11 protein-coding genes and 1 riboswitch are annotated in these 25,969 nt (G+C 40.3%); of the genes, 5 read left to right on the top strand and 6 right to left on the bottom strand.

The genetic code is table 11. The annotated features are described in order from the left end of the window. Nucleotides 1-8: 8 nt before the first annotated feature. The 4 genes from M2273_RS03305 to M2273_RS03290 form a co-directional block, all read right to left on the bottom strand. The gene (locus tag M2273_RS03305) at nt 9-7,061 is read right to left on the bottom strand and encodes an SDR family NAD(P)-dependent oxidoreductase (RefSeq protein ID WP_429392963.1); all 7,053 of its coding nucleotides are present in this window, start codon (nt 7,059-7,061) and stop codon (nt 9-11) included. Between the two features lie 898 nt (nt 7,062-7,959). Continuing rightward, nucleotides 7,960-9,399: a SusD/RagB family nutrient-binding outer membrane lipoprotein gene (locus tag M2273_RS03300; RefSeq protein ID WP_429392961.1), complete on the bottom strand. Its 1,440-nt coding sequence runs from the start codon at nt 9,397-9,399 to the stop codon at nt 7,960-7,962. Between the two features lie 5 nt (nt 9,400-9,404). After that, a complete protein-coding gene (locus tag M2273_RS03295) occupies nt 9,405-12,533 on the bottom strand; it encodes a SusC/RagA family TonB-linked outer membrane protein (protein WP_429392958.1) in 3,129 nt (1,042 codons plus the stop codon). Between the two features lie 414 nt (nt 12,534-12,947). Next, nucleotides 12,948-13,511, bottom strand: coding sequence for a TlpA family protein disulfide reductase (locus tag M2273_RS03290; protein WP_429392956.1), 564 nt, complete (start codon nt 13,509-13,511; stop codon nt 12,948-12,950). A 116-nt stretch (nt 13,512-13,627) separates the two neighbouring features. Then, nucleotides 13,628-13,738: riboswitch (SAM riboswitch) on the bottom strand. A gap of 354 nt (nt 13,739-14,092) precedes the next feature. Between M2273_RS03290 and M2273_RS03285 the strand changes: the two genes are divergently transcribed. Further along, entirely contained in the window at nt 14,093-16,381 is a 2,289-nt protein-coding gene (locus M2273_RS03285) for a GH92 family glycosyl hydrolase (RefSeq protein ID WP_429392953.1), read from the top strand. 17 nt (nt 16,382-16,398) lie between these two features. Here the strand turns inward: M2273_RS03285 and M2273_RS03280 are convergent, their stop codons facing one another. Continuing rightward, complete coding sequence (locus M2273_RS03280; RefSeq protein ID WP_429392950.1) at nt 16,399-17,436, bottom strand: LacI family DNA-binding transcriptional regulator; 1,038 nt, start codon at nt 17,434-17,436, stop codon at nt 16,399-16,401. A 311-nt stretch (nt 17,437-17,747) separates the two neighbouring features. On the opposite strand from M2273_RS03280, the gene M2273_RS03275 reads away from it, so the two are divergent. Further along, complete coding sequence (locus tag M2273_RS03275) at nt 17,748-18,629, top strand: inositol oxygenase family protein (protein WP_429392948.1); 882 nt, start codon at nt 17,748-17,750, stop codon at nt 18,627-18,629. 142 nt (nt 18,630-18,771) lie between these two features. Next, nucleotides 18,772-20,463, top strand: a complete 1,692-nt coding sequence (locus tag M2273_RS03270) for a sodium:solute symporter family transporter (RefSeq protein WP_429392946.1) — start codon at nt 18,772-18,774, stop codon at nt 20,461-20,463. A gap of 76 nt (nt 20,464-20,539) precedes the next feature. Here M2273_RS03270 and M2273_RS03265 read toward each other — a convergent pair whose 3' ends face one another. Continuing rightward, nucleotides 20,540-21,142, bottom strand: a complete 603-nt coding sequence (locus M2273_RS03265) for an RNA polymerase sigma-70 factor (RefSeq protein WP_429392943.1) — start codon at nt 21,140-21,142, stop codon at nt 20,540-20,542. 143 nt (nt 21,143-21,285) lie between these two features. On the opposite strand from M2273_RS03265, the gene M2273_RS03260 reads away from it, so the two are divergent. Together M2273_RS03260 and M2273_RS03255 are read left to right on the top strand one after the other, a co-directional pair. Continuing rightward, nucleotides 21,286-22,434 carry a FecR family protein gene (locus M2273_RS03260; protein WP_429392941.1) on the top strand — a complete coding sequence of 383 codons (1,149 nt, stop codon included), beginning with the start codon at nt 21,286-21,288 and terminating at the stop codon, nt 22,432-22,434. A 203-nt stretch (nt 22,435-22,637) separates the two neighbouring features. Continuing rightward, entirely contained in the window at nt 22,638-25,952 is a 3,315-nt protein-coding gene (locus M2273_RS03255) for a TonB-dependent receptor (protein ID WP_429392938.1), read from the top strand. Nucleotides 25,953-25,969: the final 17 nt, after the last annotated feature.

Here is a 25,969-nt window from a genome sequence, read left to right as displayed (position 1 = left end):
GTGAATGTTTACCAGTTGTTGCCTGCCATGATCAATACCTGGCTTTCTTTTCCGTATTTTAATTCATTTAAAAATATTTCGCGACCATCCTGCAGCGGAATAAGCGCTATCCCGCGACGTTCATATTCTTTTTCAAGGGTAGGCGACACCATTCCGGCACCTTTCCATGGGCCCCAGTTTATGGAGATCACTTTACCATTGATCTTTTGTTTTAGTGCCCAGGCATACCTGTCTAACACGCTGTTTGCAGCTGCATAATCTGTTTGTCCGCGATTGCCATAAACTGAAGCAATGCTGGAGAAAAATATGACGAATTGGGTATCAGGCCTTAGTTGTTCTGCCAGTGTGCGCAATGGAGTAACTTTGGTGTCAAACACGCGCCCAAATGATTCGGAAGTTTTGCTATGGAATAATTTGTCTTCCAGTAAACCAGCGCCATGTACCACACCATCTATGCGGTCATATTTTTTGTAAACGTTACTAATAAAATTGCTTAAGCCAGCTTCATCGCACAGGTCAAGTGATTCATACACTACAGTTGATCCACTTTTTTCCATCAGGGTGATAGTGCGCATAATTTGATTGTTCTTAAAGATGCGCGCTGTTTCCCGTTCAATCTCTACAGGTTTTTTAATTTCTCCCTGTTGAACTAAATAATTGCGGATCTCATCCTTAGTTTGCAATGTATCAGCATGACTTTGAGCTATAGTTCTTGGATCGGCAGATCGGCCTACCAGAATATAAGTACAAGGGTAATCTTTAGCAAAATGGATCATCAGTTCAGAGGTAATGCCCTGGGCACCGCCCAATACAAGTACTACAGCATCCTTATCCAGTTTAATGTGCGATTCTTCCAATCCTGTGATCAACTGGGAAGGTACCAGCTCCATGACATGTCTTTTATTATCCTGGTAAATGATCTCTGATGGTTCATCAAGGGTAAGTATTTCTTTTAAAGTGATATCAGCTATTTCATCTGCAGACATGGGGCTTCCCAGGCTCACCAGGCGGCATTTGGTATGCTCATATTCGCGATCCAAACTTTTGAAAAAGCCCGGATAACCCTGGTAACGCCTTAACAGGCTGATGTCTGTAAATTCTGTTAAATGAAGTTTGGTATCCGATATAAGATACACCCATTTTACTGCCGAGAAATCAAGCTTTTTGATCAATAAGAAATGGTCAAAGATCCCAACTCTTTTTTCGGCGGCAAACATGTTCAGGATAATTAAGCCCTGATAACCCTGCAAATTTCCGCCTGGATATACAATATCAGCCGTAGCACCATGGCGCTCAAACAGATCCTTCATCCTGATTGCCTGTACACCGCCGTCATCAGTTATAGCAAAACGTTGTCCTTTAATAACGGAAGCTTCGGCAGGGGTTAATGTTGCCGGGGTAAGCTCAAAACGCAGTCTTGATAGTGTTTCATTAACTATTGTTTCCGTGTCGGTTTCCTCAATGATCTTTTTTGCTTCGGTAAGTAATCCTGCGCTTTCTGATTCTATCTCGGCTATCCAGTTAGCTAAACCATTCAGGGTTTTTATCGCGGCAAGTTTTTCCATGATATCATCACCCTGATCCTGGTTTTTACCAAAACCTATTTTGATCTTCAGATCGCCAATAATTTCCATCCTTTTAATGGAGTCAATGCTCAGGTCGGCCTCCAGGTCAAGATCCATGCCCAGCATATCCTGCGGATAACCTGTTTTTTCACTTACCACGGATAGTATGGCTGATCTTAATTCTTCAATTGAAAATTTAGGCTGAGCGCTTTGTACAGTTACTTCTATATCAATATTAATGGCAGCAGAGGGTAAAGCTGCGGCAGGTACTGCATTCTCGGTGATCCATTTTACCAATCCATTTAAAGTTTTAATACCGGCAAGCTGCTCCATTACGGTATCTTCATTCTTACCGCCCTGGTCAAAACCACCTAATTCAGTACGCAACGTTCCAATGATCTCTACACGCTTAATAGAATCGATGCTCAGATCGGCTTCCAGGTCCATTTCCATACCCAGCATATCCTGCGGATAACCCGTTTTGTCGCTTACAACCTGTAGTAAAATTTCTTTTATATCTTTTTGTACTGCGGTAGCCTTTGAGACCACAGGTTGATCAATAACCTGTATATTTTGCTTAGCTGTTTCGGCGTGTGTAGCAACGGGTATTACTTGCGGAGTTATAACCTGGGGCTGCGGAGCCTGGTAGGAATTAAAGTTACTTATGGTTGGATTTTGTCCTAAAAAGGTGAGCATGACATCACGTTGCGCCTGGATCATCATTTTCATGCTGTTCAGGTATTCCTGCATCATCAATTCGGCAGCAGAATTTACCACCGGAGAAATTTCAGTTCTTGCTTCTTTATTTTTCATTTTTATAGGTTGAGTAATAGGCATTACCCCATTTGCAGGCAGCTTTCCGGAAGCAGGAATGGCATGTTGACCATTAACATACCAAACAGCTGCACTCTTTTTATACAATGCCGGTTCATCAAGATTTAACAGTTTAGCACCACGGCCTTCAAATAGTTTTTCTATATGGATATTGCGGCCTGTGCCCATATAATCGGCCAGCATGCAGAGCAGGTGGGTTAACTTATTTCGTCCGTTATCTTCGGCATACAGTAAGATCTCATCTTTGCCTAAACATGCTTTTGTTAAACCGGTTAATACCTTACCTGGGCCCACCTCAATAAATACCCGGGCGCCGGCAGCATACATTTGCTGTACTTCGTCAACAAATTTTACTGGTTTTATCAGGTGATCAGTAAGCCGTTCTTTGATATCCCCGGCTTGAATAGGGTACTTAGCCGCTGTAGTGTTTGACCATACAGGTAAATTCAGGTTATTGAATTCAACATTAGAAAGCACCTGTTTGTAAAGATCCTTTGATTTAGCTACCAAAGGGCTGTGGAAAGCGCAGGCAACTTCCAGCTTCCTGAACGATATTTTGGCTGTTTTAAGCACCTCCATTAAATGTTGTATGGCAGGGGTAGAGCCGGCAAGTACACATTGTAATGGTGAGTTGTAATTTACCGCATATACATCTTTTAAGTCTGAAATGACCTTTATCAATTCATCCTGTGCTGCATTTATAGCAACCATAGCGCCTGCATCACCATCTTCAACCGCATCTAAGATGGATTGGGCACGCTCGGCACTGAGTTTTACCAGGTCATCCTCGGTAAAAGCACCGGCAAAGCACAATGCAGGCAATTCGCCATAGCTATGACCGGCAACCATATCCGGTTCAATACCCAGTGTTTTTAAGAAATTGGCTATAGCCAGATCAACAATACCTAACAGTGGCTGGGCCATGCGTGTATCTTTAATGTTTTCTTTTTGCGCTTTTATCAGGTCGGCATCAAATGCGGCATTTGGGAAAAGCACTTTTTCATATTCCGGGTGCTGTTTTAACAGGCTGCGCATAGTCGGGAACACCACAAAAAGGTCGCGTGCCATATTAATACGCTGGCTTCCCTGTCCGGGGAACATAAATGCAACCTTACCTTCCTGTTTTTTAACAATATAGGTGTCTTTGCTTTCAATACCTGTGAGGGCAAGTTCTACCTTCATCATCAGGTCATCCGCATTATCAGCAACTATGCTGAGTTGCACAGGTTTGGTACTGGTAGCTGCCAGACTAAAGGCTATATCTTTCAGATCGATATTGTCATTTATATCCAACAGCGCTTTAACTGAATTTAAGCGTGCTTTGGCTTCATCATAATTATCGCCCCTGAAAACAAAAAGCTCAGAAGGCCATGACTTAATTGAAGGGTTTTGTGTTGATACCGGATCTGCGTTTTCAATTACAGCATGGAAATTAGTACCGCCAAAACCAAACGCACTTACACCCGCATAGCGTTTTTCATCCATCCACAAACCGGCTTCGGTATGGAAGGCGAAGGGGCTGGTTTCGGGATTATAAAAGCCGTTAGGGTTTTTTAAGTGGATGGTTGGTGGTTTAATGCCATGATAAACAGCTAATGATGCTTTAATGAGCCCAGCTAAACCTGCCGCGCATTTAGTATGCCCGATCTGTGTTTTTACAGACCCAAGGTGTGTTTGACCGGCAAGCGCACCTGATTGGTTAAGCATATCGGTTAAAGCGCTTAATTCTGTTTTATCACCAACTACGGTTCCGGTTCCATGTGCCTCAACCAAACCAACAAGGGATGGTGTGATACCTGCCTGATCATAGGCGCGTTCTAAGGCGCGAACCTGCCCAATTTTACGGGGCGCGGTTAAGCCTAAGGCCTTACCATCGCTTGAACCGCCTACACCTTTAATTACGGCGTAAACCCTGTTGCCATCGCGCAGTGCATCTTCATGCCTTTTTAGTACTACCATGGCAATACCCTCGCCTAAGGCGATGCCATCTGCTTCGCCATCAAAAGTGGCGCACCTGCCTTTGCGCGACAGGGCATGGGTGCTTGAAAACATCAGGTAATCATTAATGCCATTATGCAAATCGGCACCACCTGCAAGCACCATATCTGATTTTTCAAGGAACAACTCCTGACAAGCCAGGTCAACAGCAGCTAATGATGAAGCACAGGCAGCATCCACCGTGAAGTTTCGGCCCCCAAAGTCCATTCGGTTAGTAATCCTGCCCGAAATTACGTTAGCTAAAATGCCTGGAAAAGAATCTTCGGTAGTTTTTGGTAATGCTTCGTCCACTTCGGGTGGCATATCACCAAATACTTGTTTAAAGTATCCCCTGAAACTGTAGTTGTTGGCCAGATCATTACCACCTTCGGCACCAATAATTACAGATACATTATCATGGTCAAAATTACCATTAGCATATCCGGCATTTTCCATAGCCTGTTTGGCTACCATAAGGGTTAGTAGCTGGGTAGGCTCAACAGCTGCCAGCGATTGCGGCGGAATCCCAAATTCAAGCGGATCAAAGTCTATTTTGGGGATAAAACCTCCCCATTTAGAGTGCGACATGTCGTCTGCGGTAGATGCAGGATCGTAGTATAGTTCTTTGTTCCAGCGTTCGTCGGGTACTTCCGTAACACAATCTTTCCCTAAAATAATATTGCGCCAGTACTCCTCTATGTTTTTTGCTTCGGGGAAGATGCAGGCCATACCAACTATAGCCACGTCAAGTGATTTTTCTGTTGACTGTGGTATTTGCGGTGTTGCTGCATTTAAAATATGCTGATAATTATTTTCGGCAACATCCTGGTGCAACTCCTGTAAGGAAATTACCTTATTATGCATTACGGCAACCTGACCTATCATGTACATACCCAGGTTTAGCTGATCGGCCTCATTAATAGTTACCAGTTCATCGCCGCGCCGCTCTATACCTTTGGCGGCAATCCGTAGCCTGCCCACATTAAGGGTTTCAAGTTGTTCCCATATTTCTTTTTTGCCGATACCGCTCTGTTGCAGTTTTTCTTTTTCGGTATTAAAGAAATCTGCAAAGGGAGAGTTCAGGCATCTTGTTTCATGGCCTGGCGCAGTTTCAAGTAATACGGTATCAGTAGCCTGCATCGCCTGCTCCTGAAATTTATCCTGTATGGCTCCGGTAATAACCGCTTCTTTGGTATACAGATAAGCTGTACCCATCAGCACACCAACTTTTACTCCTTTGGCCGCTAAAGGCGCTGCCATTACGGCTATAAACGCAGTAGAAAATGCATCATGGATACCGCCGGCGAAGAATACACTAATCTGTTCGGGTTGATCTTCTTTTAGTAAGCGTTCAATTTGTTTTTCCCAAAGCACCATGCTTGATAGCGGCCCAACGTGCCCACCGCATTCACGTCCTTCAAAAACAAACCTTTTGGCGCCTTCCTTTAAAAACATATCCAGCAGAGATACGGAAGGGACGTGTAAAAATGTTTTTATACCTGCTTTTTCAAGGGGTTTAGCCTGTGATGGCCTGCCGCCCGCAATTAAAACAACTGGTGGTTTAGCCTCGAGGATGTACTGCATTTGTTCGTCGCGTAGTTCTTGTGGGGCAAAACCAAGTATACCCACGCCCCAGGTTTTGTCGCCCGCCAGTGCTTTGGTATCGTTTACAAGTTCTTTTGCACGCGCTCCTTTTAATAAGGATAGCGCGATGAAAGATAAAGCACCCGCTTCTGATACGGCATTGGCAAATGGCGCTACATCACTTACCCTTGTCATAGGGCCTTGTGCTATAGGGTACACTATATTAAGGTCTTTTGCCAGGGCATTACCCGGACTGATCACATTTAACGATTTGGCCTGGTTTAAATGCCCATATATAGCTTCGTTAATACCAAATATAAGTTTGTTTAGTTTTTTATACCGGTTAACAAGGTCGGTAGCCAGGGCAATATCCTGCCCCATAGGGATATAGCTCTTTTCGGGATCAAGATCTGTAAAATATGCTTTAAGATCGTTATAAGATGCATTATCGGGAAGAGCAGGGGAGTTTGGACGAACCAAAACACGGCAATTATCAATCAATTTGGTTTCGGTACCGCTTAATTTGGTACAAACGTCTTTAATGGCTTTTGGGGCCGAGCATTCAGGGAACAATGCTAACTGGCTATCAAGTACTATACCCGCAGCACCCTGGGCAGATAGTGCAGCCGCTGTATGGATACCCACGCCACCCTGTACCCAAACAGGTATATCCTTAATTTCCTGTATAACGCGCTGAAAAAGTACAAAGGATGATTCATAGCCAACGTTTCCGGCACCCTCGTTACCTTTAATAATAATACCATCTGCGGATTCGGCTTTTGACATCCTTGCAGATTCAAGGTCATGAACCTGGTAAATTACTGAGGTAGTTATATTTTTACGTTTGATTTTTACACCATAAGGTATAATTATCATACTAACCTGGTCAGGTAGTTTAATGGTTGTAAGATCACTTGAAACAAAACAGACACCGAAGTCATTTAAACCACTCTTTACTAATTTTGCAAGCGCCTCTTCGGCAGTGGCTTTGTTAAAGCCAAGATTTAATATGGGAAAGGCTCCTGCCTTGTGCAGAGCGAGTGCGAGCGAGACGTCGGGTTTTTCAAACGGGGTTACCCCAATTATTGCACGTTTTTTCATGTTGTTTAGGTAGGTAAAATGTTAAACGTTAATGGTTATCTGCAAAAACTACCATTAATCCCAGATGATGGATATACAGAACAATAATATATGGCAGATAAAAATAATAATCTCATTTGATATTTTAACCAAAAAGTAATAATTTAACAATAAAGACATCTTTATCTTATAAATTATACAATAATAAGACTAAAATTTTATATTTATGCATAGTGAATACAATGAACAAAATGAAAAATTGTAGTAAAAAAACGCCTAAAAAGATATTATATGGCCATGTGCTATGTGTTTTATAAAAGAGGTGAAGGGATTTATCTTAAATAATAATGATAATTATTGGTTAATAAATAGATGCTTTAAAGTTAAATTCATTGATTTGGTAGTATTTAAATCATTTTGTTGATGTATACTTAATATACAACGAGTTTTTACAATCGATTTAAGTATTACTTATTTTTAGTTTATATTATTAATAATCAGTTATTTAATCAATATAAAGAATGTGATGTTTTTGCACTATAAGGTTGTGAAATTTTCAATCTCGAAATTTTCCAAAAACTTGGCTGAGGGATAAAATGGTATTTTAAATAATGATTAAACTAATCTTGCCTGAAAAGAAATATTTGTAACATTTTGCATATAGATAATTGATCTGTAATAATATATATGTAAGGCTAATATGATTTTTTACTGGTAATCAGTAATTGCATGTTCAACAATAGTGGTCTGATTATGCCAACAATAGTCGAAACAAATATCTTTGTGAAGACTAAAGCGGTACTTAATCCCATCAGATTTGGAGAACAACCTTTCTATAAAGAAATGGTGACGCAAATCTCCTTAAAAAACAAAAGAGGCCGTATTAAGTACGGCCTCTTTTGTTTTTTAAGAGAAACTATTAGTTCACATCAAACCACAATTTAGTGATAAGCAGATCAGCGCCCTGCCGGGCAATAGCTGCTTTATAACTTGTGCCGTTTAGCGATTGTTCAGTGCCCGGATAAATGAATCTTACCGGTAGTTTACCGTTAAGTGCTCCCACAACAGCCGGTTTCAATTGCGGATAATCAAGTCTGCGCCATTCTGCAAATGCTTCAAGGCCTTGCCCAAACAAGGCAATCCATTTCTGGTTGCCTATTGATTTTTTATAATTGGAAGCATCATACTTAACCGCAGGCTGAGCTATATAAGTATCGACTGCCGCACCACTAATGCCATATTGCAGAAATGCGGCCTTTATGGCTTGGTTATACAGGTCTTCGGCATTTTCGGCAGTAAAGCCGCGGGCAGCTGCTTCGGCACGGTCAAATAATACTTCTGCATAGCTGATGATCACGGCAGGAGCATGCGGTGCCAGGAAGTAAGCGCCTGGTTTTGACGTTTTGGTAAAGCCCAGATTGGCGGCGTCACCCACTAACAAACCATTAGGTATGCCTACATAAGTTTGTGGAGTTACATCTTTTGTAGGACTGGCATAAATAGGTAGGCGGGGATCTTTCAGCTCAAATAGTTTGTCGACAATGGTTTTACTGATACGGTAATCATCGCGGGTATCAAATAAATTGCTGATGGGGTTTTGATTTGGCGAATCCAAATAACCAAACTGCGCTATTTCGCTATTTGAGCTAATGTAACCGCTTCCTTCTGCCTGTATATCAGCCAATATCTGTTTCGTCTTTTCGGGTTCTCTGTCGGCTATTCGTAACGCAATACGCAAACGTAATGCATTGGCAAATTTTTTCCATGATGCAACATTATTTCCATAAATAACATCACCCAAAATAGCTTTGCCCGATGGATTGAGCGATGCCTGAGCTGTTTTCAAATCATCAAGAAGAGCGAAGTAAACATCTTTTTGCGCGTCATAGGCCGGTGTTAGATATTGATCGATATTAATTGCTTGTTTATAAGGTATATCACCGTACTGATCAGTAAGTAAAGTAAATACCCATGAACGTAAAACCAATGCCACACCCTTGTAGTTAGGGTTGGCTTGCGCATCGGCCAGCTCAATAATTTTATTCAGATTGGTGACACCTTTAGAATAACCTATAGTCCATAAGTCTTGAAATGACGTATTTGTATAGATATACCTGTCGGGATCAGTGTACTGTATTTTTGCCCAATACTGTACAAAAAGGAGGCTTGCATCCATATTATTTGATGTGCCCCAGTAAGTATCAGATATGTTTTTAGTAGCACCGGCAAGCAAATAATCTGGCTGCGGATTTTGAGTAGCGTTCGGGTTTTGATTAATATCAGATAGTTCTTTTTTGCATGCGGCAAATGATAGCAGCAATGTTCCTGATAGTAAAATGGATATATATTTAAGTTTCATGATTGTTAGAATTTAAGGTTAACGTTAAAACCAATGTTGCGTACAGTAGGTAGGGTTAGGTCCTCCAAACCTTGTCCGTTGCCTGTGTTAAAAGCTGTTTCAGGGTCGATATTAGGCGCGTTTTTGTGAATGATCCATAGATTACGACCTACAACAGCAAATGATGCTCCCTGGAAACCGATGCTTTTAGCCCATTTTTGCGGTATAGTATAGCCCAGTTTAACTTCTCTTAATTTGATGTATGATGCACTATAAACGAATGGCTCATCGGCATTGGTTAGTGCTTTATAATAAGCCTGTGCTGATAAAACGGTGGTGTTTTTGCTGCCATCAGCCTTTACACCGTTAAAAATAATACCATCGTTGAAAGTGGTTTGGCCAACAGTATAACTTAAACCGCCATTGGCTGCACCACGTCCTGGTAAAGTTGAAGCCAGTACGCCTGTATAAGTACCGGTGCTGTTGGTGCCCGAGTAAATGGAACCACCTATGTGTGCATCAACTAATACGCTTAGGTTTATTCCTTTATACGTAAAACTGTTATTGATACTGCCTAACCAGCTTGGTGTAAACTTACCAAGGTATTTTTGGGTAGGATCGATAACTGGTGTTCCATCGTCGGCTACAATAACCTGACCACTGGCATTACGTTGAAATGCATTACCATAAATAGCTCCATAAGGTTGCCCTACTGCGGCCAGTATTTGTACGGTACCATCAGATCCTAATATGTAGCTTTGCAGCCTATTTTCTTTATCTAAAGAAACCACCTTGCTCTTATTGCGCGAATAGTTTACGTTTACGTCCCAACTAAAATCCTTAAGTTTTACAGGTGTTAAACCCAACTGAACTTCTAAACCTTTATTATTAATGGTGCCACCATTGATCAGTTTTTGGTTATATCCTGTAGATTGGCTTACATTAACTTTCAGTATCTGGTTAATGCTATTTGTGTTATAAACACTCGCATCCAAACGAATCCTGTCATTAAAAAAGCCCAGTTCAAAACCTGCTTCTGCCGAGGTAGTTGTTTCTGGTTTTAGATTAGGGTTCAGATCTACACTATTGGCGTTTTGCTGCGGGTTGGTACCGAAAGGTGCAGTGAAATCATAAGCATTAATTAACTGATACGGATCTGTAGCTTTACCTACTTTTGACCAACCGCCGCGAAGTTTGGCATAACTCAAAATGTCACTTTTAATATCCAGCGCTTCGGATAGTACCAAACTTCCATTTACAGATGGGTAAAAATAAGACAGGTTTTCTTTTGGAAGTGTAGATGACCAGTCGTTACGGGCTGTAACGTTGATAAAAGCATAATTCCTGAACCCGATTTGGCCGGAAGCAAAATAACTGTATGTTTTATATTTATAAAAAGCATTTGATGAAATCAGCGGATCACGGGAGTTACTCAAAGTGTACAATCCACTTACTGCCAGTTTGGGAGCCTTTTGATCATGGTTTTCCGATGTGTTTACTTGAATGTTACCACCTATAAATGCATCAATAGAAAAATCATCATTTAACTTTTTGGTGTACTGCAGCCTGCCCTCGGTGTTGGTTTCGGTAAAATCATAGGCATCTTCTTCGTACGAGCCAAAGGGGGTACCATTGGTGCCATATGCTATTTTGATCTTGCGGCGGTCGTTATAATAATCGGTACCGGTACGGAAGTTTGCAGATAACCCATCGATAATTTTATAATTCAGTTCGGCACTGCCTATAAAACGGTTGCGGGTTTGGCCAACAGTATTTTCATAAGCCGTAAAATAAGGATTGCTATAATAACTATTGTTCCAGTTAAAGGTATTCCCGTTAGCATCGCGGTAGTTTTTTAACTGGCTCACGTCAACTTGTCGGCCAAACCAGGTAAATTGCAGCATGGTACTGGTAGCCCGTCTGCCACCTGCTCCCGGTAAATTACCGGCATCGTCTTTAATATAATTGGCAATAGTGGTTAAGGTTAGCTTCGGCGTTATTTTATAGCTTGCGTTTAATAAAAATGAATTGCGCCCCTGTGAGGTATTTGGGATAACCCCGGTTTGATGCAGGTTGTTGTATGACAGGCGGAAATCGTATTTATCGCCCGAACTGGCCAGCGATACGCCGTTATTTAAAGTTACACCTGTTTTAAAGAAACTGCGGACATTATCAGGATGTGCTACAAATGGCACAGGTTTTCCATTTGAATTAAACTGCGGAATAAGGGCACCGTCCAATGCCGGACCCCAGCTTTCATCCACACCATCATTAACACCACCGCCTTTGCCATCAACATAGCTGAATTGGCCGTTTGAACCTTGTCCGTATTGATTTTGATAATCTGGCAGGATCAATAAGCTGGAAAATGATGTGTTTGAATTGATGGTAACACCAATGCCTTTAACACCTTTTCCGGTTTTGGTTTTTATTAATATAACACCGTTGGCAGCACGAGAACCGTAAAGTGCGGCTGCATTAGGGCCTTTAAGTACCGATATTGATTCTATATCTTCAGAATTGATATCAGATATCGGGTTGGCAAAGTCCCTTGAGCCCCCAACACCCAGTTGTTGGGTATTATCAACAGGCAAACCATCAATCACAAATAAGGGTTGATTGTTATTAGCGATAGAGGTTTCGCCACGGATAACAATGCGTGACGAGCCCATGTCGCCCTGGCTGCTGGTGATATTTACACCGGCAATTTTTCCGGCCAGTGCATTTACCAGGTTGGTTTCTTTAGCCTCCGATATATCTTTTGATTTTAATCCCTGTACAGAGTAACCCAATGACTTTTTATCTTTTGATATATTCAGCGCCGTGATAACCACCTCGTTTAAAGAGTTCGCCAGCTCGTCGAGCGTTATTTGAAGGGCCGTTTCATTTTGCGTAATTGGTATTTCTTTAGGGGTAAAGCCAATGTAAGTAATTCTTAACACATCGTTCACTTTGGCGTTTAAGGTAAACTTGCCCTCATTATTGGTTTGAGCTCCCGTAGTGGTTCCTTTGATAGAAACACTTACACCGGGTAATGGCAGTCCGTCAGACTTGGCGGTCACCACTCCGCTTATTTTAACAGATTGCGCAGCAACTGTTTGGATGAAAATAAAGGGCAATAGTATTGCCAATAACAATTTGTAATTTTTAAGCATGGTAATAGATCGTGAAATGATTAATGATACCAGATACAGTATTTAAAGACGATCAGTTAATAGTAGTTATGAATAGTAAATTATATCCAGCTGCTTATATTGTCTTCTAAAAGTTGTAAAGGCTTTGATTGTTGAGTGTTGTTTAAGGGTATCAAATGCAAGTATTGAAACAGCTTAAACAAAGGTTTTTTAACAGCAACAATGCATGTTTTGCATACAGGCAACCAGGGTATTAAAGGTGGTAAACTTTGTAGAATAATTAATGTTAAGGTAGTTTGTGTTAAGGATTGTACTTTGTGTTTCCATGTACTGATGTTATATTTAGTGTAGATTGTTATTAATTGCGTTGTTATTGTTTATACCGCTATAAGCAAGAATTATAAGGCATAGCTAAACGCTGTTTTATTTGTTTTTTTAGTTTGCTGATGCGTTTTTATTGTTTACAAAAGCATCAATAACTTTAACCATTGATGCAAATTCCTGTGGGTCATACAACCGTGTGAGGTATACGATGCGACCATCCCTGTTAATCACTACGTTACGGGTAACACCACTTTTTTTATTAGCAAACCTGCCGAAAATATTTGCCTGAGGGTCAAGTGCAAGATTATAAGTGATCTTCATATCCTGATGGAATTTTTGTACCTTTTTAATAGGTTCGTCCCGGTCGACCCCAATAAGTACCAGGCCTTTATTTTTATAGGCTTCCCATACATCTTTTTGTAAATGGGACATTTCTTCACGGCATACACTGCACCAGCTGGCAGTAAATTGAAGTATTACTACTTTGCCGCGTAATTGTTTTAATGATGTTTTGGTACCATCAGTTAATACAAGTTCAAAATCGTCAGGCGCCTGATCGCCCACTTTAACAATATACCCCCGGTCAGTTTGGGCTGTATCAGCAGAAGTGGTTGCATATGTAGCAGCACAGGTGAATGTTAATAAGCAAATTATTAGTAAAAGTTTTCTGTTCATGATATTTAATAGCATCAGCTATAATTAAGCAGGTTAATAAAAATGTTAACGGATGTAATTAAACAGAAATACAGGGAGGGTAATATGAACAGCTTATAGCTGCAATTAGTGTAGTATCATTATCTTTTCTGCTTTTTTATGGCAGATAGGAATTAGCACCTTTATAACAATGTGTACAGGTTGCTAAGACATCACAGGGCCTTTCCCTCAGTCTTTCTGGATAATCAAAAATGAAATAAAGAACGTTTTCTGATGCAAATATGTAAATAATTCTACTAATTCCATAGAATTAATATTAATTATTGAATTAGCTGATCGTTTTGACAATAAGATGGCATTAAACACTGCCAGCGAAGGAAAACTAACCTGTGCAAAAAACAGGTAATCGATTAAGTAAAAAAAGAAAATGTTTTTGTTGAATATGATCTTAAAAATAAGAGATTTGTCAGAGCCTCATTGCAGGAGATATTCACCAATTATATTTTCTTTTAATGATCATGGTAATACTGCTCAAAGGGCAGACAACATGAAATGCAGGCCTGATAAATAATGATCTTATTGAAATACCATTTATGATTTGCATGCAATTTAAACGCAGTATTTATCTGTTAGGATTACTGACCTTTTTTTATGGAAACGGCAATGCTCAAAATGCCGCCTCGAAAAAACAACTTGACGAAGTTGATTATGTAAACCCGATCATAGGCACCGCTATTAAAGGCTTTGGCAAGGGTTTGTTGGAGGGCAATGGCGGCGGCGGTACTATGCCATGTGTAAATGTACCGTTTGCCATGACCAACTTTGTTGCGCAAACCCGCGAAAACAAAATGAGCTACATGGTTTACCAGTATGAAGATAATTCAGTTATCGGACTTACCGCCACCCACCAGCCCACCGTTTGGATGGGCGATTATGGCTATGTTTCTGTTATGCCCCAGGTAGGCAACCTCCGGGTTTTGCCCAAACAGCGTGTGCTGTCATTTAACCATCAGGATGAGATTTCTAAACCATATTATTACTCGGTAAAGTTAAAAACTACCGGTACTGATAAAATTAAAGCCGAAATTGCAGGTGCCAATACCTGCGGCATGTTCCGGTTCACGTTTCCAAAGGCAGATCAGGCACATCTGATCATACAGGGCATTAACCTTAACCCCGAGCTTACCGATTGGGCAAACGATTATACTTCCCGGATGAAAAAATTAAAGGGGTATGTTCATGTTGATACCGTTAATAACGAAATAACCGGTTATAATCCAGACAGGCAATCGGCGCAGCTTGGCCCCGAGTTAAAGAATTTTAAAGGTTATTTTATTATTAAGTTCAATAAACAGATAAAAAAATATGGCACCTGGGATAAGCAGGTGATCAACAAAGGCAGCCAGAGCCAGTATGGTACACGAATGGGGGCTTTTATTTCTTTCAGAACCAAAGCAAATGATGAGATAAAGGTAGTAGTTGCTACTTCTTTCATCAGTATTGATCAGGCAAGGGACAATCTTAAAAAGGAAATTACCGGCTGGGATTTTGATAAAATAGTTAAAACAACACGTAATGAATGGCAGCAAGCTTTAAAGGCTATTCAGGTAAGCGGAGTAACCAAAACACAAAAAACTATTTTTTATACCGCAATGTTCCATACTATGTTATTTCCGCGTCAGTTTTCGGAATACGGCAGGTATTACAGCGCTTTTGATGATAAGGTGCATCGTGGTTCGTCATACAATGATTATTCGCTTTGGGATACTTTCAGGGCTTTGCATCCATTATTAACCCTTACACAACCTCAGCGGGTTGATGGTATGGTAGAGTCGCTGCTGCAAATGTATAAGGAAGGAGGGTGGATGCCGATGTGGCCAAATCCTACCTATACCAATATTATGATTGGTACCCATGCCGATATTGTTGTGGCCGATGCTTATGTTAAAGGCTTTCGTGGTTTTAATACAAAACTGGCTTATGAAGCGCTGCATAAAGATTCGTACGATGCGCCCGATGGTGATACACATAAAAGATGGGGCGACCGTGACCTGTGGACAAGCTTTGAAGCAAGAGGTGGTTTAACCAACTATCATAAATTAGGTTATATCCCGGTTGATAAAACAAGAGAATCGGTTTCGCGGACTATTGAATATACAATTGACGACTACGCTGTAGCCCAGGTTGCCAAAGGATTAGGGAAAGATGATGATTATAAACAGCTCATGGCCTGGAGTAAAAACTATCAAAACGTGTATAACAGCGCTACCGGTTTCATGGCTCCCCGTAATTCAGACGGTCATTTTTCGGCCAAACCAGATTCGGGCTTTACGGAGGGCACCAAATGGACCTATACTTTCGGTGCCATGCATGATGTGCCCGGCATGATCAAAATAATGGGCGGCGAGAAAAAATTTGCCAATAAACTAAGCAAAAACTTTAGTGAAGGTCATTACCATGCAGATAATGAACCCGGTCACCACTACCTGTACCTGTTTAATTATTGCGGCATGCCCTGGAAAACACAGGAATTGGTAAGGGAACATACCTCATCACAAAATTTCAGAAACGCGGCGGTTGGTATTAATGGCAATGATGATTGCGGCCAAACTTCGGCATGGTACATTTTCAATACGCTTGGTTTTTATCCGGTGGCACCTGCGTCAGGTTATTACAGTATTGGCGCCCCACAGTTCCCGTATATGGTATTGAACCTGCAACATGGTAAAAAGTTGATCATTCAGGCAAAGGACCTATCAGCCAAAAATAAATATGTAAAAGAAGTGACTTTTAATGGAAAGCCTATTAAGGATTTTTTGATCTCGCATCAGGATATTATTGCGGGAGGAACATTAGCTTTTACAATGACCGGTAGTCCCCAAAAAAACTAATACAAACACCAACTGATTTAGTCAGAGATCCGGGTTGAATCTCTGACTACCAGTTTGGATGGTAAGATAATCGTTTCTTTTTCCATTTGGATGGGCTTACCTGATAAATGCCAAAACAGTAATTCCGCGGCTTTTCGCCCCATATCGTACGCGGGTTGTAAAACGGTAGTAAGCGGAGGATTAAGTATAGCCGCGGTTATCTGATTAGTAAAACATACCACTTTTATATCCTGGGGGATATTTAACTTCATTTCTTCGCAAGCCAGGTAAGTAGTAGTAGCTAAATGCTCAACCGTCGCAATTATGCCATCTGGTTTTACTTTGGCTATGTGATTTTTTAAAACAGCAATATTCTCGTTTGTGTATTTATTGGAGCAACTAATTATGTTATGTTCTTCTGGTTTTATATTTCGCTCAGCCAATGCCTTTTTATAGCCATCTTCCCGCGCAAGTAATATAGAAGGATAACCTTCAATGGTAACCAGCGAAATATTTTTACATCCCTGATCAAGCAAATGGCTGGTAGCCATGTAAGCACTATTAAAATCATCAGTTTTAATCTTTGCGGTAGGTACATCCTCGCAAACCCTGTCAAAAAAAACGATAGGGATACCAGCCTGCTGTAACTCTTTAATGTGTCTGGTATCTTTGGTATTACTGGCAACGGACATTAATATACCATCGACCCGCCCACTGGTAAGTTCGTTAAACATTTGAGCTTCACGTTCATAACTGTCATGGGTTAAATATATTAAGGCATGATATTTTTCCAGATCCACAATACTTTCAATACCATTTATAGCCTGGCTAAAAAAACTATCCGCAATTTCAGGAATTATAATGGCTATGGTATTACTTGACCGTTTACGGAGGCTGCTTGCGTAAGGGTTAGGCACATAATGTAATAGTTTGGCAGTTTCAATAACCCTGAGTTTTGTTTCATCACCTATATCATGACTATCCCTAAGCGCTTTGGATATTGTTGCGATAGACACATTTAACACTTTTGCAAGTGTTTTCATATTTACTTTATTACTCTTTGTTCCGTCGGCCATTGATAAAAGGTTTTTTCAAAATTTTAGAAGTCTGTTATTTGACTTTTACTGCGAAACTATGAATGTTCATGATTTTGTATTGGTTTATAAAACAAAAGTTGAGCAATATAATAAAAATAGCTATTGCAAACTCTACGGCAGAGGGGGAAGGACGTTAATGGGCTATAAAAATTTAGGTAAACGTTTAAGCAAATAAATCAGGTACTTTTCATGAATTTAACTTTAAAAATGAAGAAATTTGTATAAGACAGCTATGAAAATTGGCTATAAAGGATTGTTTGCCAATTATACTCCTTTTAAATTTTAACGTTATGAGCAAGAATACAGGAACACCAGATCAAGGCCCTTTAAATTCTATAGAAGAATGGGAAGATGATTTATTAGTTCGTTATCCGGATGCAGATTCAATAGCCGCAGGGCGAGATACTGATGCATACCGTGATTATGAGGCCACAACAAAAGATTCCGTTCGTGAATTTTATCGTTTGCAACATATTAACCAGACCTACGATTTTGTTCTCGCAAAGAAAGAACAATATTTATCGTTCGATAAAAAAGAAATGTCGGTTTGGGATGCTTTTGATTTTCTTAACCAGCTTGTAGATGATTCAGATCCTGATACAGATCTTGATCAGTTACAGCACCTGCTACAAACCTCTGAGGCTATCCGTGCCGATGGCCGGCCTGATTGGATGGTACTTACCGGGTTATTCCATGATATGGGCAAAGTATTGTGCCTTTTCGGCGAGCCACAATGGGCGGTAGTAGGTGACAGCTATCCTGTGGGATGTGCTTTTTCGGATAAGATTGTTTTTTCTGAATATTTTAAAGACAACAAAGATCATCACGACCCGCGTTACAATACCAAATACGGCGTTTATGAGCCCAATTGCGGTTTAGAAAATGTACACATGACCTGGGGCCATGACGAATATATTTATCACATGATGAAGCCTTATTTGCCTGAGCAGGCCTTATATATGCTTCGCTATCATTCCTTTTATCCGCAGCACAGGGAGCATGCTTACAGCCATCTCATGACCCCTCATGACCACCAGTTATTTAAAGCAGTAGATTTATTTAATCCTTATGACCTTTATTCCAAGAGCCCGGTTCCACCGGATTGGACTAAACTGCGTCCGTATTATGAAGATCTTGTTGCCAAATACCTGCCGTCAACATTAAAGTTTTAAATAAGGATATCATAATATTGTTGTTGTATGGCTGCCGTTTATTTTCGTGCAGCCTTGCCAATTCATTTTATTTCATAGATTTGAAAAATTGAACCGGCCCTGAAAATTAATGGCCTAAATTTCCTATTGCAAAAAAATACTCATGCTGAATCATATTTCTACGGCCGATCTTCTGGTCTTTTTCGCCTATTTCATAATAGTTTCTTGCTATGGATACTTTATTTATCGCCGAAAAAAGAATGAAACAAACACCAGTTCACACAGCTTTTTCCTTGCAGAGGGCTCGCTCACCTGGTGGGCAATAGGTGCATCCATCATCGCGTCCAATATCTCGGCCGAACAATTTATAGGCATGAGCGGTGATGGTTTTTTTGCTGGTATTGCTGTAGCTGTATATGAATGGGTTGGGGCTGCTGCATTAATTATTGTGGCTGTATTTTTTATGCCGGTATATATCAAGAACAAAATATTTACCATGCCACAGTTTCTGCAAAACAGATATAATAGTGGCGTGGCTTTGGTAATGTCAATATTCTGGTTGCTTTTATATGTATTTATCAACTTAACCGCTATTTTGTACCTGGGTGCTTTAGCCATTAACGGTTTACTTGGTGGGGCATATTTTCATGAAATTATGATAGGCCTGGCTATATTTGGGGCTGTTATTGCTCTGGGCGGGATGCGGGTTGTTGGCTATACAGATGTTATACAGGTTGGCGTATTGATAGTAGGTGGTTTGGCTATCACTTACCTATCACTTACTATTGTCAGCGAAAAATTTGGTTTTGGAACCAATGTATTTACCGGCTTTAATTTACTATTAAAAGATGCCCCCGATCACTTTCATTTAATCTTTAAAAAACCAGCTGCAGGGGCATCAACCGAAACTATAACCAAATATCTTATTTTACCGGGCTTTGCCATGTATGTTTCAGGGCAGTGGATCAGTAATTTGAATTACTGGGGCTGTAACCAATACATAACACAGCGAGCTTTAGGCGCCAATATAACCACTGCACGCACCGGTATTTTGTTTGCAAGCTTGCTGAAAATACTGATGCCGGTAATTGTTATGCTGCCGGGTATTGTTGCTTTTGTGTTATACAAACACGGTCATTTACCTCAATTAGGCAATGGAGGTAAAGATGGTGCTTATTCGGCCATATTATCTTTTTTACCTTCGGGACTTAAGGGGTTGTCGCTTGCTGTTTTAACCGCAGCCATAGTTGCTTCCCTGGCGGGTAAAATCAATAGCATCGCCACCATTTTTACCCTTGATATTTATAAAAAATACCTGAATATCGAAGCCAATGAACGGAAAATGGTTTGGATTGGCAGGCTTGCTATCGTGTTTAGCTTGTTGATAGCCGTTTCATTTACCTGGCACGATGTATTGGGTATAGGAAGTTCAGGAGGATATACATTTGTACAGAAATATTCAAGCTTTGTAAGCCCCGGTGTACTTGCTACATTTTTACTGGGCATGTTTTGGAAAAGAACCACTGCCGAAGCCGCCATCATTGGGATATTGGTTGGCTTTGCAGCGTCAGTATTTTTTAATCAGTTTGCCGTTACTGTGTTTGGCCCCGAAACCATGTTGTATTCAGCATTTAAAAATGCGGCGGGGCAATATGAAATTCCGTTTTTTATATCACTTAGCTGGTCGTTCCTTATAACTTGTATTGTAATGGTATTTATAAGTTTGGCCGGCCCGGTGGTAAATGCCAAAGCAATAGTTGTAGATAAATCAATGTTTAAGTTAAAGCCTTCATCAGTTATAATGATAGTCGTTATTCTGTTATTGCTATCGGCTATTTATATAAGGTTTTGGTAGTAATATTCCAGAACCCTATTTAACAAAAAGAGCCCGTAAATATAAATTACGGGCTCTTTTTGTTAAACATGTTTTTTTACTCAAAGGTTTTTGCTAAAAACAAAACGATGAGGATCATCAGTGAAACTAAAGGCAGTTTAGGATAGGACATTCTCAGGAACCTCAGCGCAAACGTAATTTGATTTTCAACAGTACGTTTGGAGATATTAAGTTTATTGGCAATTTCTTCATTACTTAAATTTTCTACCCGGCTTAACCAAAAAATTTCCCGACAGCGGCGGGGCAGTTCCAGTAATACTTGTGCAAGTTCCGATTCAAGGGCTTCATAACCCAGCTTACTATCGGCGGTGTTATAAACAACCATGCTATCGCTTTCGGCAAATTGATCAATATATTCTACACAGTTTATCTTAGCCGCTTTTAAATGTTTAAATACCTGATACCTGGCAGTTACATGAATGTAATTTTGAAAATTTTGGATCTTCAGGTATTTACGCCTTGTCCATAACGCCACAAATACATCGTGTGTAATCTCCTCAGCTACAGTTTCATCTTTTAAATAATAATTAGCGGTTTTATAGAGTTTTTTCCAATACCTGTTGTACAGGACTACAAAAGCCCTGGAATTATCTGAGACAACGGAGTCCCATAATTCACTATCGGTAACTTGACTGATCATAATTGGTTTGATAAAAATAAGAAATGTTTATCAAATACAATTGTCAGCCACACATGTATTTTAATGTTTAAAAATATTTTCAAAATCATGTGTGTTGAATTAGATTTTGCAGCACTTTATATATAGTAAGCAAAACCAATTTTATGACTCCTGAGCAATACATACTACTTTATGAAAAACACCTTTCGGGTTTATGTACTCCTGAGGAAGAAGAATTATTAATGCAGCATAAAGATAATTTTAAAATACACGACGATCAGGAAATCAGGCTATTAAGAGGCGATAAGTTGATCAGAAGGAGTATTTATGGTCGCATCGTTCAATCAGTATCAGGCAGTAAATCCAGGGTTGTAAAGATGGCCTGGTGGTGGACAGCCGCTGCGATGGTACTTTTATCAATAGGATTGGGCAGTTTGTTTTTTAATAACCAACCTCAAAAGCTGATTGTTAAAAATGAGATCAAAAAAACAAAAAATAACATCATAAAACCTGGTACTACAACTGCGGTTCTTACGCTGGCTAATGGAGCCAATATAGTTTTAGATAACGCCGCGAATGGCGTTGTGGCTACATCAGGAAATACTGCGATAAAAAAATTAAAGAACGGCTTGTTATCCTATACTGATAATGGAACAGATGCTGGTGTGGATGCCAATGCTTTAAATACCATAACCATCCCCAGGGGCGGGCAATACACAGTTACATTACCTGATGGTACAAACGTATGGCTAAATTCCGAATCGTCATTAACTTATCCTGTTGGTTTTAAAGGTACAAATCGGAAGGTGAGCTTAAAGGGCGAGGCTTATTTTGAAGTAGCAAAAAATAAGCAAATGCCTTTTATTGTACATACCAACGAAGTGGATGTTAAGGTTTTAGGAACACATTTTAACGTAAAAGCTTATCAGGATGATAGCGGCGTAAAAACCACTTTGCTCGAAGGTTCGGTACGTTTATCAAACACGGTGGCATTTGCCATGTTAGTTCCAGGCGAACAGGGAGTCGCTGATCGTTCTGCCAAAAAAATTGCAAAGAAAAAAGCCAATATAAACCAGGTAATGGCCTGGAAATCGGGATATTTTGTTTTCAGAGAAGATGATATTCATGATATCATGAAACAGATAAGCCGGTGGTACGATGTTGACGTTGAATACCGCGGAAACATGTCAAATATAAAATTTGGAGGTACTTACTCTAAAAATAAAGATATAAATGAATTATTAAAAGGCCTTGAATTAACTGGATTGATTCACTTTAAAATTGAAGGAAGGAGGATAATTGTTATGACTTGATAAAAAAGTTTAACGGTTATCTAACAAATAGATCAGGAGCGTTCCAACCGCTCCTGATCATCAGCTTACGCTGAGTTAGTTAACTACATATCAATTGCGAGAACAATCAATTATAAATTAAACCTAACATTCAAATGTATAAAATATTTACTGAATCAAAGTTCAGATGGCATAACCATGTCCTGCTTAAATTTATTCGCATCATGAAATTAACCTGTATCCTAATAATGGTAGCCATACTACAGGTTAGTGCGAGTTCATATGCTCAAAAAATAAATCTGGAGGTACAGAAAGCTCCTTTAGAGGATGTTCTTTTTACGCTTCAGCAGCAAAGCGGATACGATTTTCTGTATAGCGCGCAATTAATAAAATTGGCTGCGCCGGTGTCGTTATCTTTAAAAAATGCAACTATTGCACAGGCACTTGAGAGAATTTTCAGTGATCAGCCGCTTATTTATCTGATCAATAAAAAAACGATAACCATAAAGTCAAAACCTTTGCCCGAAAGCGTAGAGATCTTGAATATTAAGGGGAAGGTTACGGATAAGAAAGGTGTTCCGCTTCCGGGTGTTTCCATACAACTAAAAGGTTCCAAAACGGGTACCGTGAGTGATGTTGATGGCGCGTTCAGCCTGAATGTGCCGGATGGGAACGGCATATTGGTATTTAGTTTTATAGGTTTTGCGAAGCAAGAAATAGCCATTGATGGAAAAAGTGTAATTAATGTTACGCTCCTTGAAGATAATCAGGGCTTAAGCGAAGTTGTAGTTACCGGGTATAGCACCCAGAGTAAACATACGCTGACGAGCGCCATTGTTTCGGTTAAGGGCGAAGACATGACCAAAAGGGTGGCAACTGATGCTACTTCCTTACTGCAAGGGCAACTACCGGGTTTATCGGTTATTCAAAATTCTGGCGAACCGGGTAACGAAAATGTGCAGCTGCGTATCAGGGGGGTAGGTACCTTTAGTAGTGCGGGTAATAATCCGCTGGTTATTGTTGATGGGATACCCGGTAATCTTGGAATAATTAATCCTAATGACATAGAATCGGTAACCGTACTAAAAGACGCCGCTGCTGCTGCCATATATGGTTCGCAGGGCGCAAATGGTGTGTTGGTAGTTAAAACCAAAAAGGGCAAAGCAGGCGGTTTTAGACTTGCCTATAACTATAACGTAGGATTTGCCAGTGCAACCAGGCTGCCTGAACTGATAACCAATTCGGCTCAGTACATGGAGTTATTAAATGAGGCCGAAGCAAACGCCGGAAACGCACCCATATATACACAGGATCAGATTGATCTGTATAAAAATGCTACTGACCGTGTCAAATACCCGAATCATGACTGGTTGAAGGATATGTTTAAAACAGCAGTGGTGCAAAATCATTACTTAAACCTGAGTGGTGGTAATGAAAGTACCACATATAGCCTGGGTTTGGGTTATACCAACCAGCCAGGTAGCATGCGCGGTTTTGAGTATAAAAAGTATACCGTTGATCTGGGCCTTAGTTCAAAAATAAACAAGCGAGTTACCCTGGGTACAAATATTCAAATCCGCTATGGCGACAGGAATTACTCTTTTGTAAACAGTACCGATCTTTATATATCCACATTGTCCCAATCACCGCTATATCCGGCTCAAACAGCCGATGGTTTATGGATTAGTAAAGCTTATGATAAAGAACTTGGAAATAAAAACCCCGTATTGGCCTCCCAGATACTTACACATAACCCTAATTATTACGGGCAGGGTAATATATCATTGGATGTAGATATTCTTGATGGTTTGAAATGGGAAAACCGAGCTGGAGTGAGCTTTAGCTATAATAAAAACAAAACATTCCGGCCAACTATACCAACCTATTATTACAGCGATCTTTCTTTTAGCCATAATGCTGATGTAGGTACCCCCGGTTTATCGGTGAATAATAATGATGAAACGCATTCTACTATTTATAGTCAGTTGAATTTCCATAAAATGCTGGGCAAGCATGACCTGACCATTTTGGGTGGTGTACAACAGGAGGTAGATAATGTAAGTAATGTTAATGCTTACCGCATCGGGTATCCTACAAATGACCTTCAGGAATTGAATGCCGGGTCGGCAAACAATCAAACTAACGATGGTACATCTGCCCAATGGATCATTCACTCACTTTACGGAAATGTGAATTATAATTTTGAGGATAAATACCTGCTGGGAGCAAGTGTACGCTATGACGGTACATCACGTTTGCCGAGCCATAGCCGCTGGGGTTTATATCAATCGTTCTCGGCCGGATGGCGCATCTCTAAAGAAAACTTTTTAAAAGATGTAAGTTGGATAAATGATCTGAAACTACGTGGTTCATGGGGCCGTTTAGGTAATCAGAACATAAATACAACTAATGGTAATGTTCCTTATCCATATCAACCTATCCTTAATCAAAACACATACGCATTTGCCGGAAGTGTTTCTTCAGGTTTTATACCCGGCGCCCTGGTTGATCCCAACCTGACCTGGGAAACCACCCGGATGACAGATCTGGGTTTTGATCTGGTGGCATTTAAAAACAAACTGACTTTTACCTTTGACTGGTTTAATAAGTACACCTATAACATTTTACGGCAATCACAGGTTCCCCTGGCCCTTGGTGTAAATGCTCCGGTTGTTAATAATGGAGCTGTAAGCAATAAAGGCTTTGAGTTTAGTTTACGCTATCAGGACCGCATATCCGAAAAATTCAGCTATTATGCCGTGGCTAACCTGCAATTATATCGTAACAAACTGGTATCATTTGGAGCTGATGAAATAGGGGGGCCTGACGGGCAAACCATTATGCGAAACGGATACCCGGTTAGCTCATTCTATTTACAAACTATGGATGGCATTTTCCAGAGCCAGGCCGAGATCAATAACTCACCGGATCAGTCGTCTTTAGGCGGTGTCCCAACCCCAGGGGATATTAAATACAAAGACGTTAATGGCGATGGAAAAGTAGATGCCAATGACCGCAGTATTATACCCGGACAATATCCCAAGTTTGAATATTCCTATACCATGGGAGCAACCTGGGGTAATTTTGACGCCAGTGTACAGCTATATGGCTCATACGGTAATAAACTTTATTTGTACAAATGGGGTGTAGATCCGTTTGCACAGGGAGCTATGCCTACTGTTGACTGGTTAAACAGATGGACACCGGAGAACCCATCAACCACGATGCCTAAAATTTATCTGGGTTTTTATGGTTACCCCAAAATCACCAATGTACAATCAACCTATCATTTATATAATGCCAGCTTTATGCGCATTAAAAATTTACAGATAGGTTATACCTTCCCTAAAAGGATGATCAAAGGCGTTAATTCGCTTAGGGTATTTGGTTCGGTTGATAATCTGGTACTCTTTACCCCACTTAAACAGCCCACTGACCCTGAAAGGCAGGACATCACCAATAAACCCGATGCCTGGTATGGCTTTGCCAATTATCCGCAAAACCGCACTTACACGTTTGGTGCATCTGTTCAATTTTAATTTCAATTTAAAAGCAA

Source organism: Mucilaginibacter lappiensis (assembly GCF_050433765.1).
GTDB classification, from domain to species: domain Bacteria; phylum Bacteroidota; class Bacteroidia; order Sphingobacteriales; family Sphingobacteriaceae; genus Mucilaginibacter; species Mucilaginibacter lappiensis_A.
The sequence above is the reverse complement of the archived record's forward strand: the minus strand, read 5'-3'. Positions and strand labels throughout refer to the sequence as shown.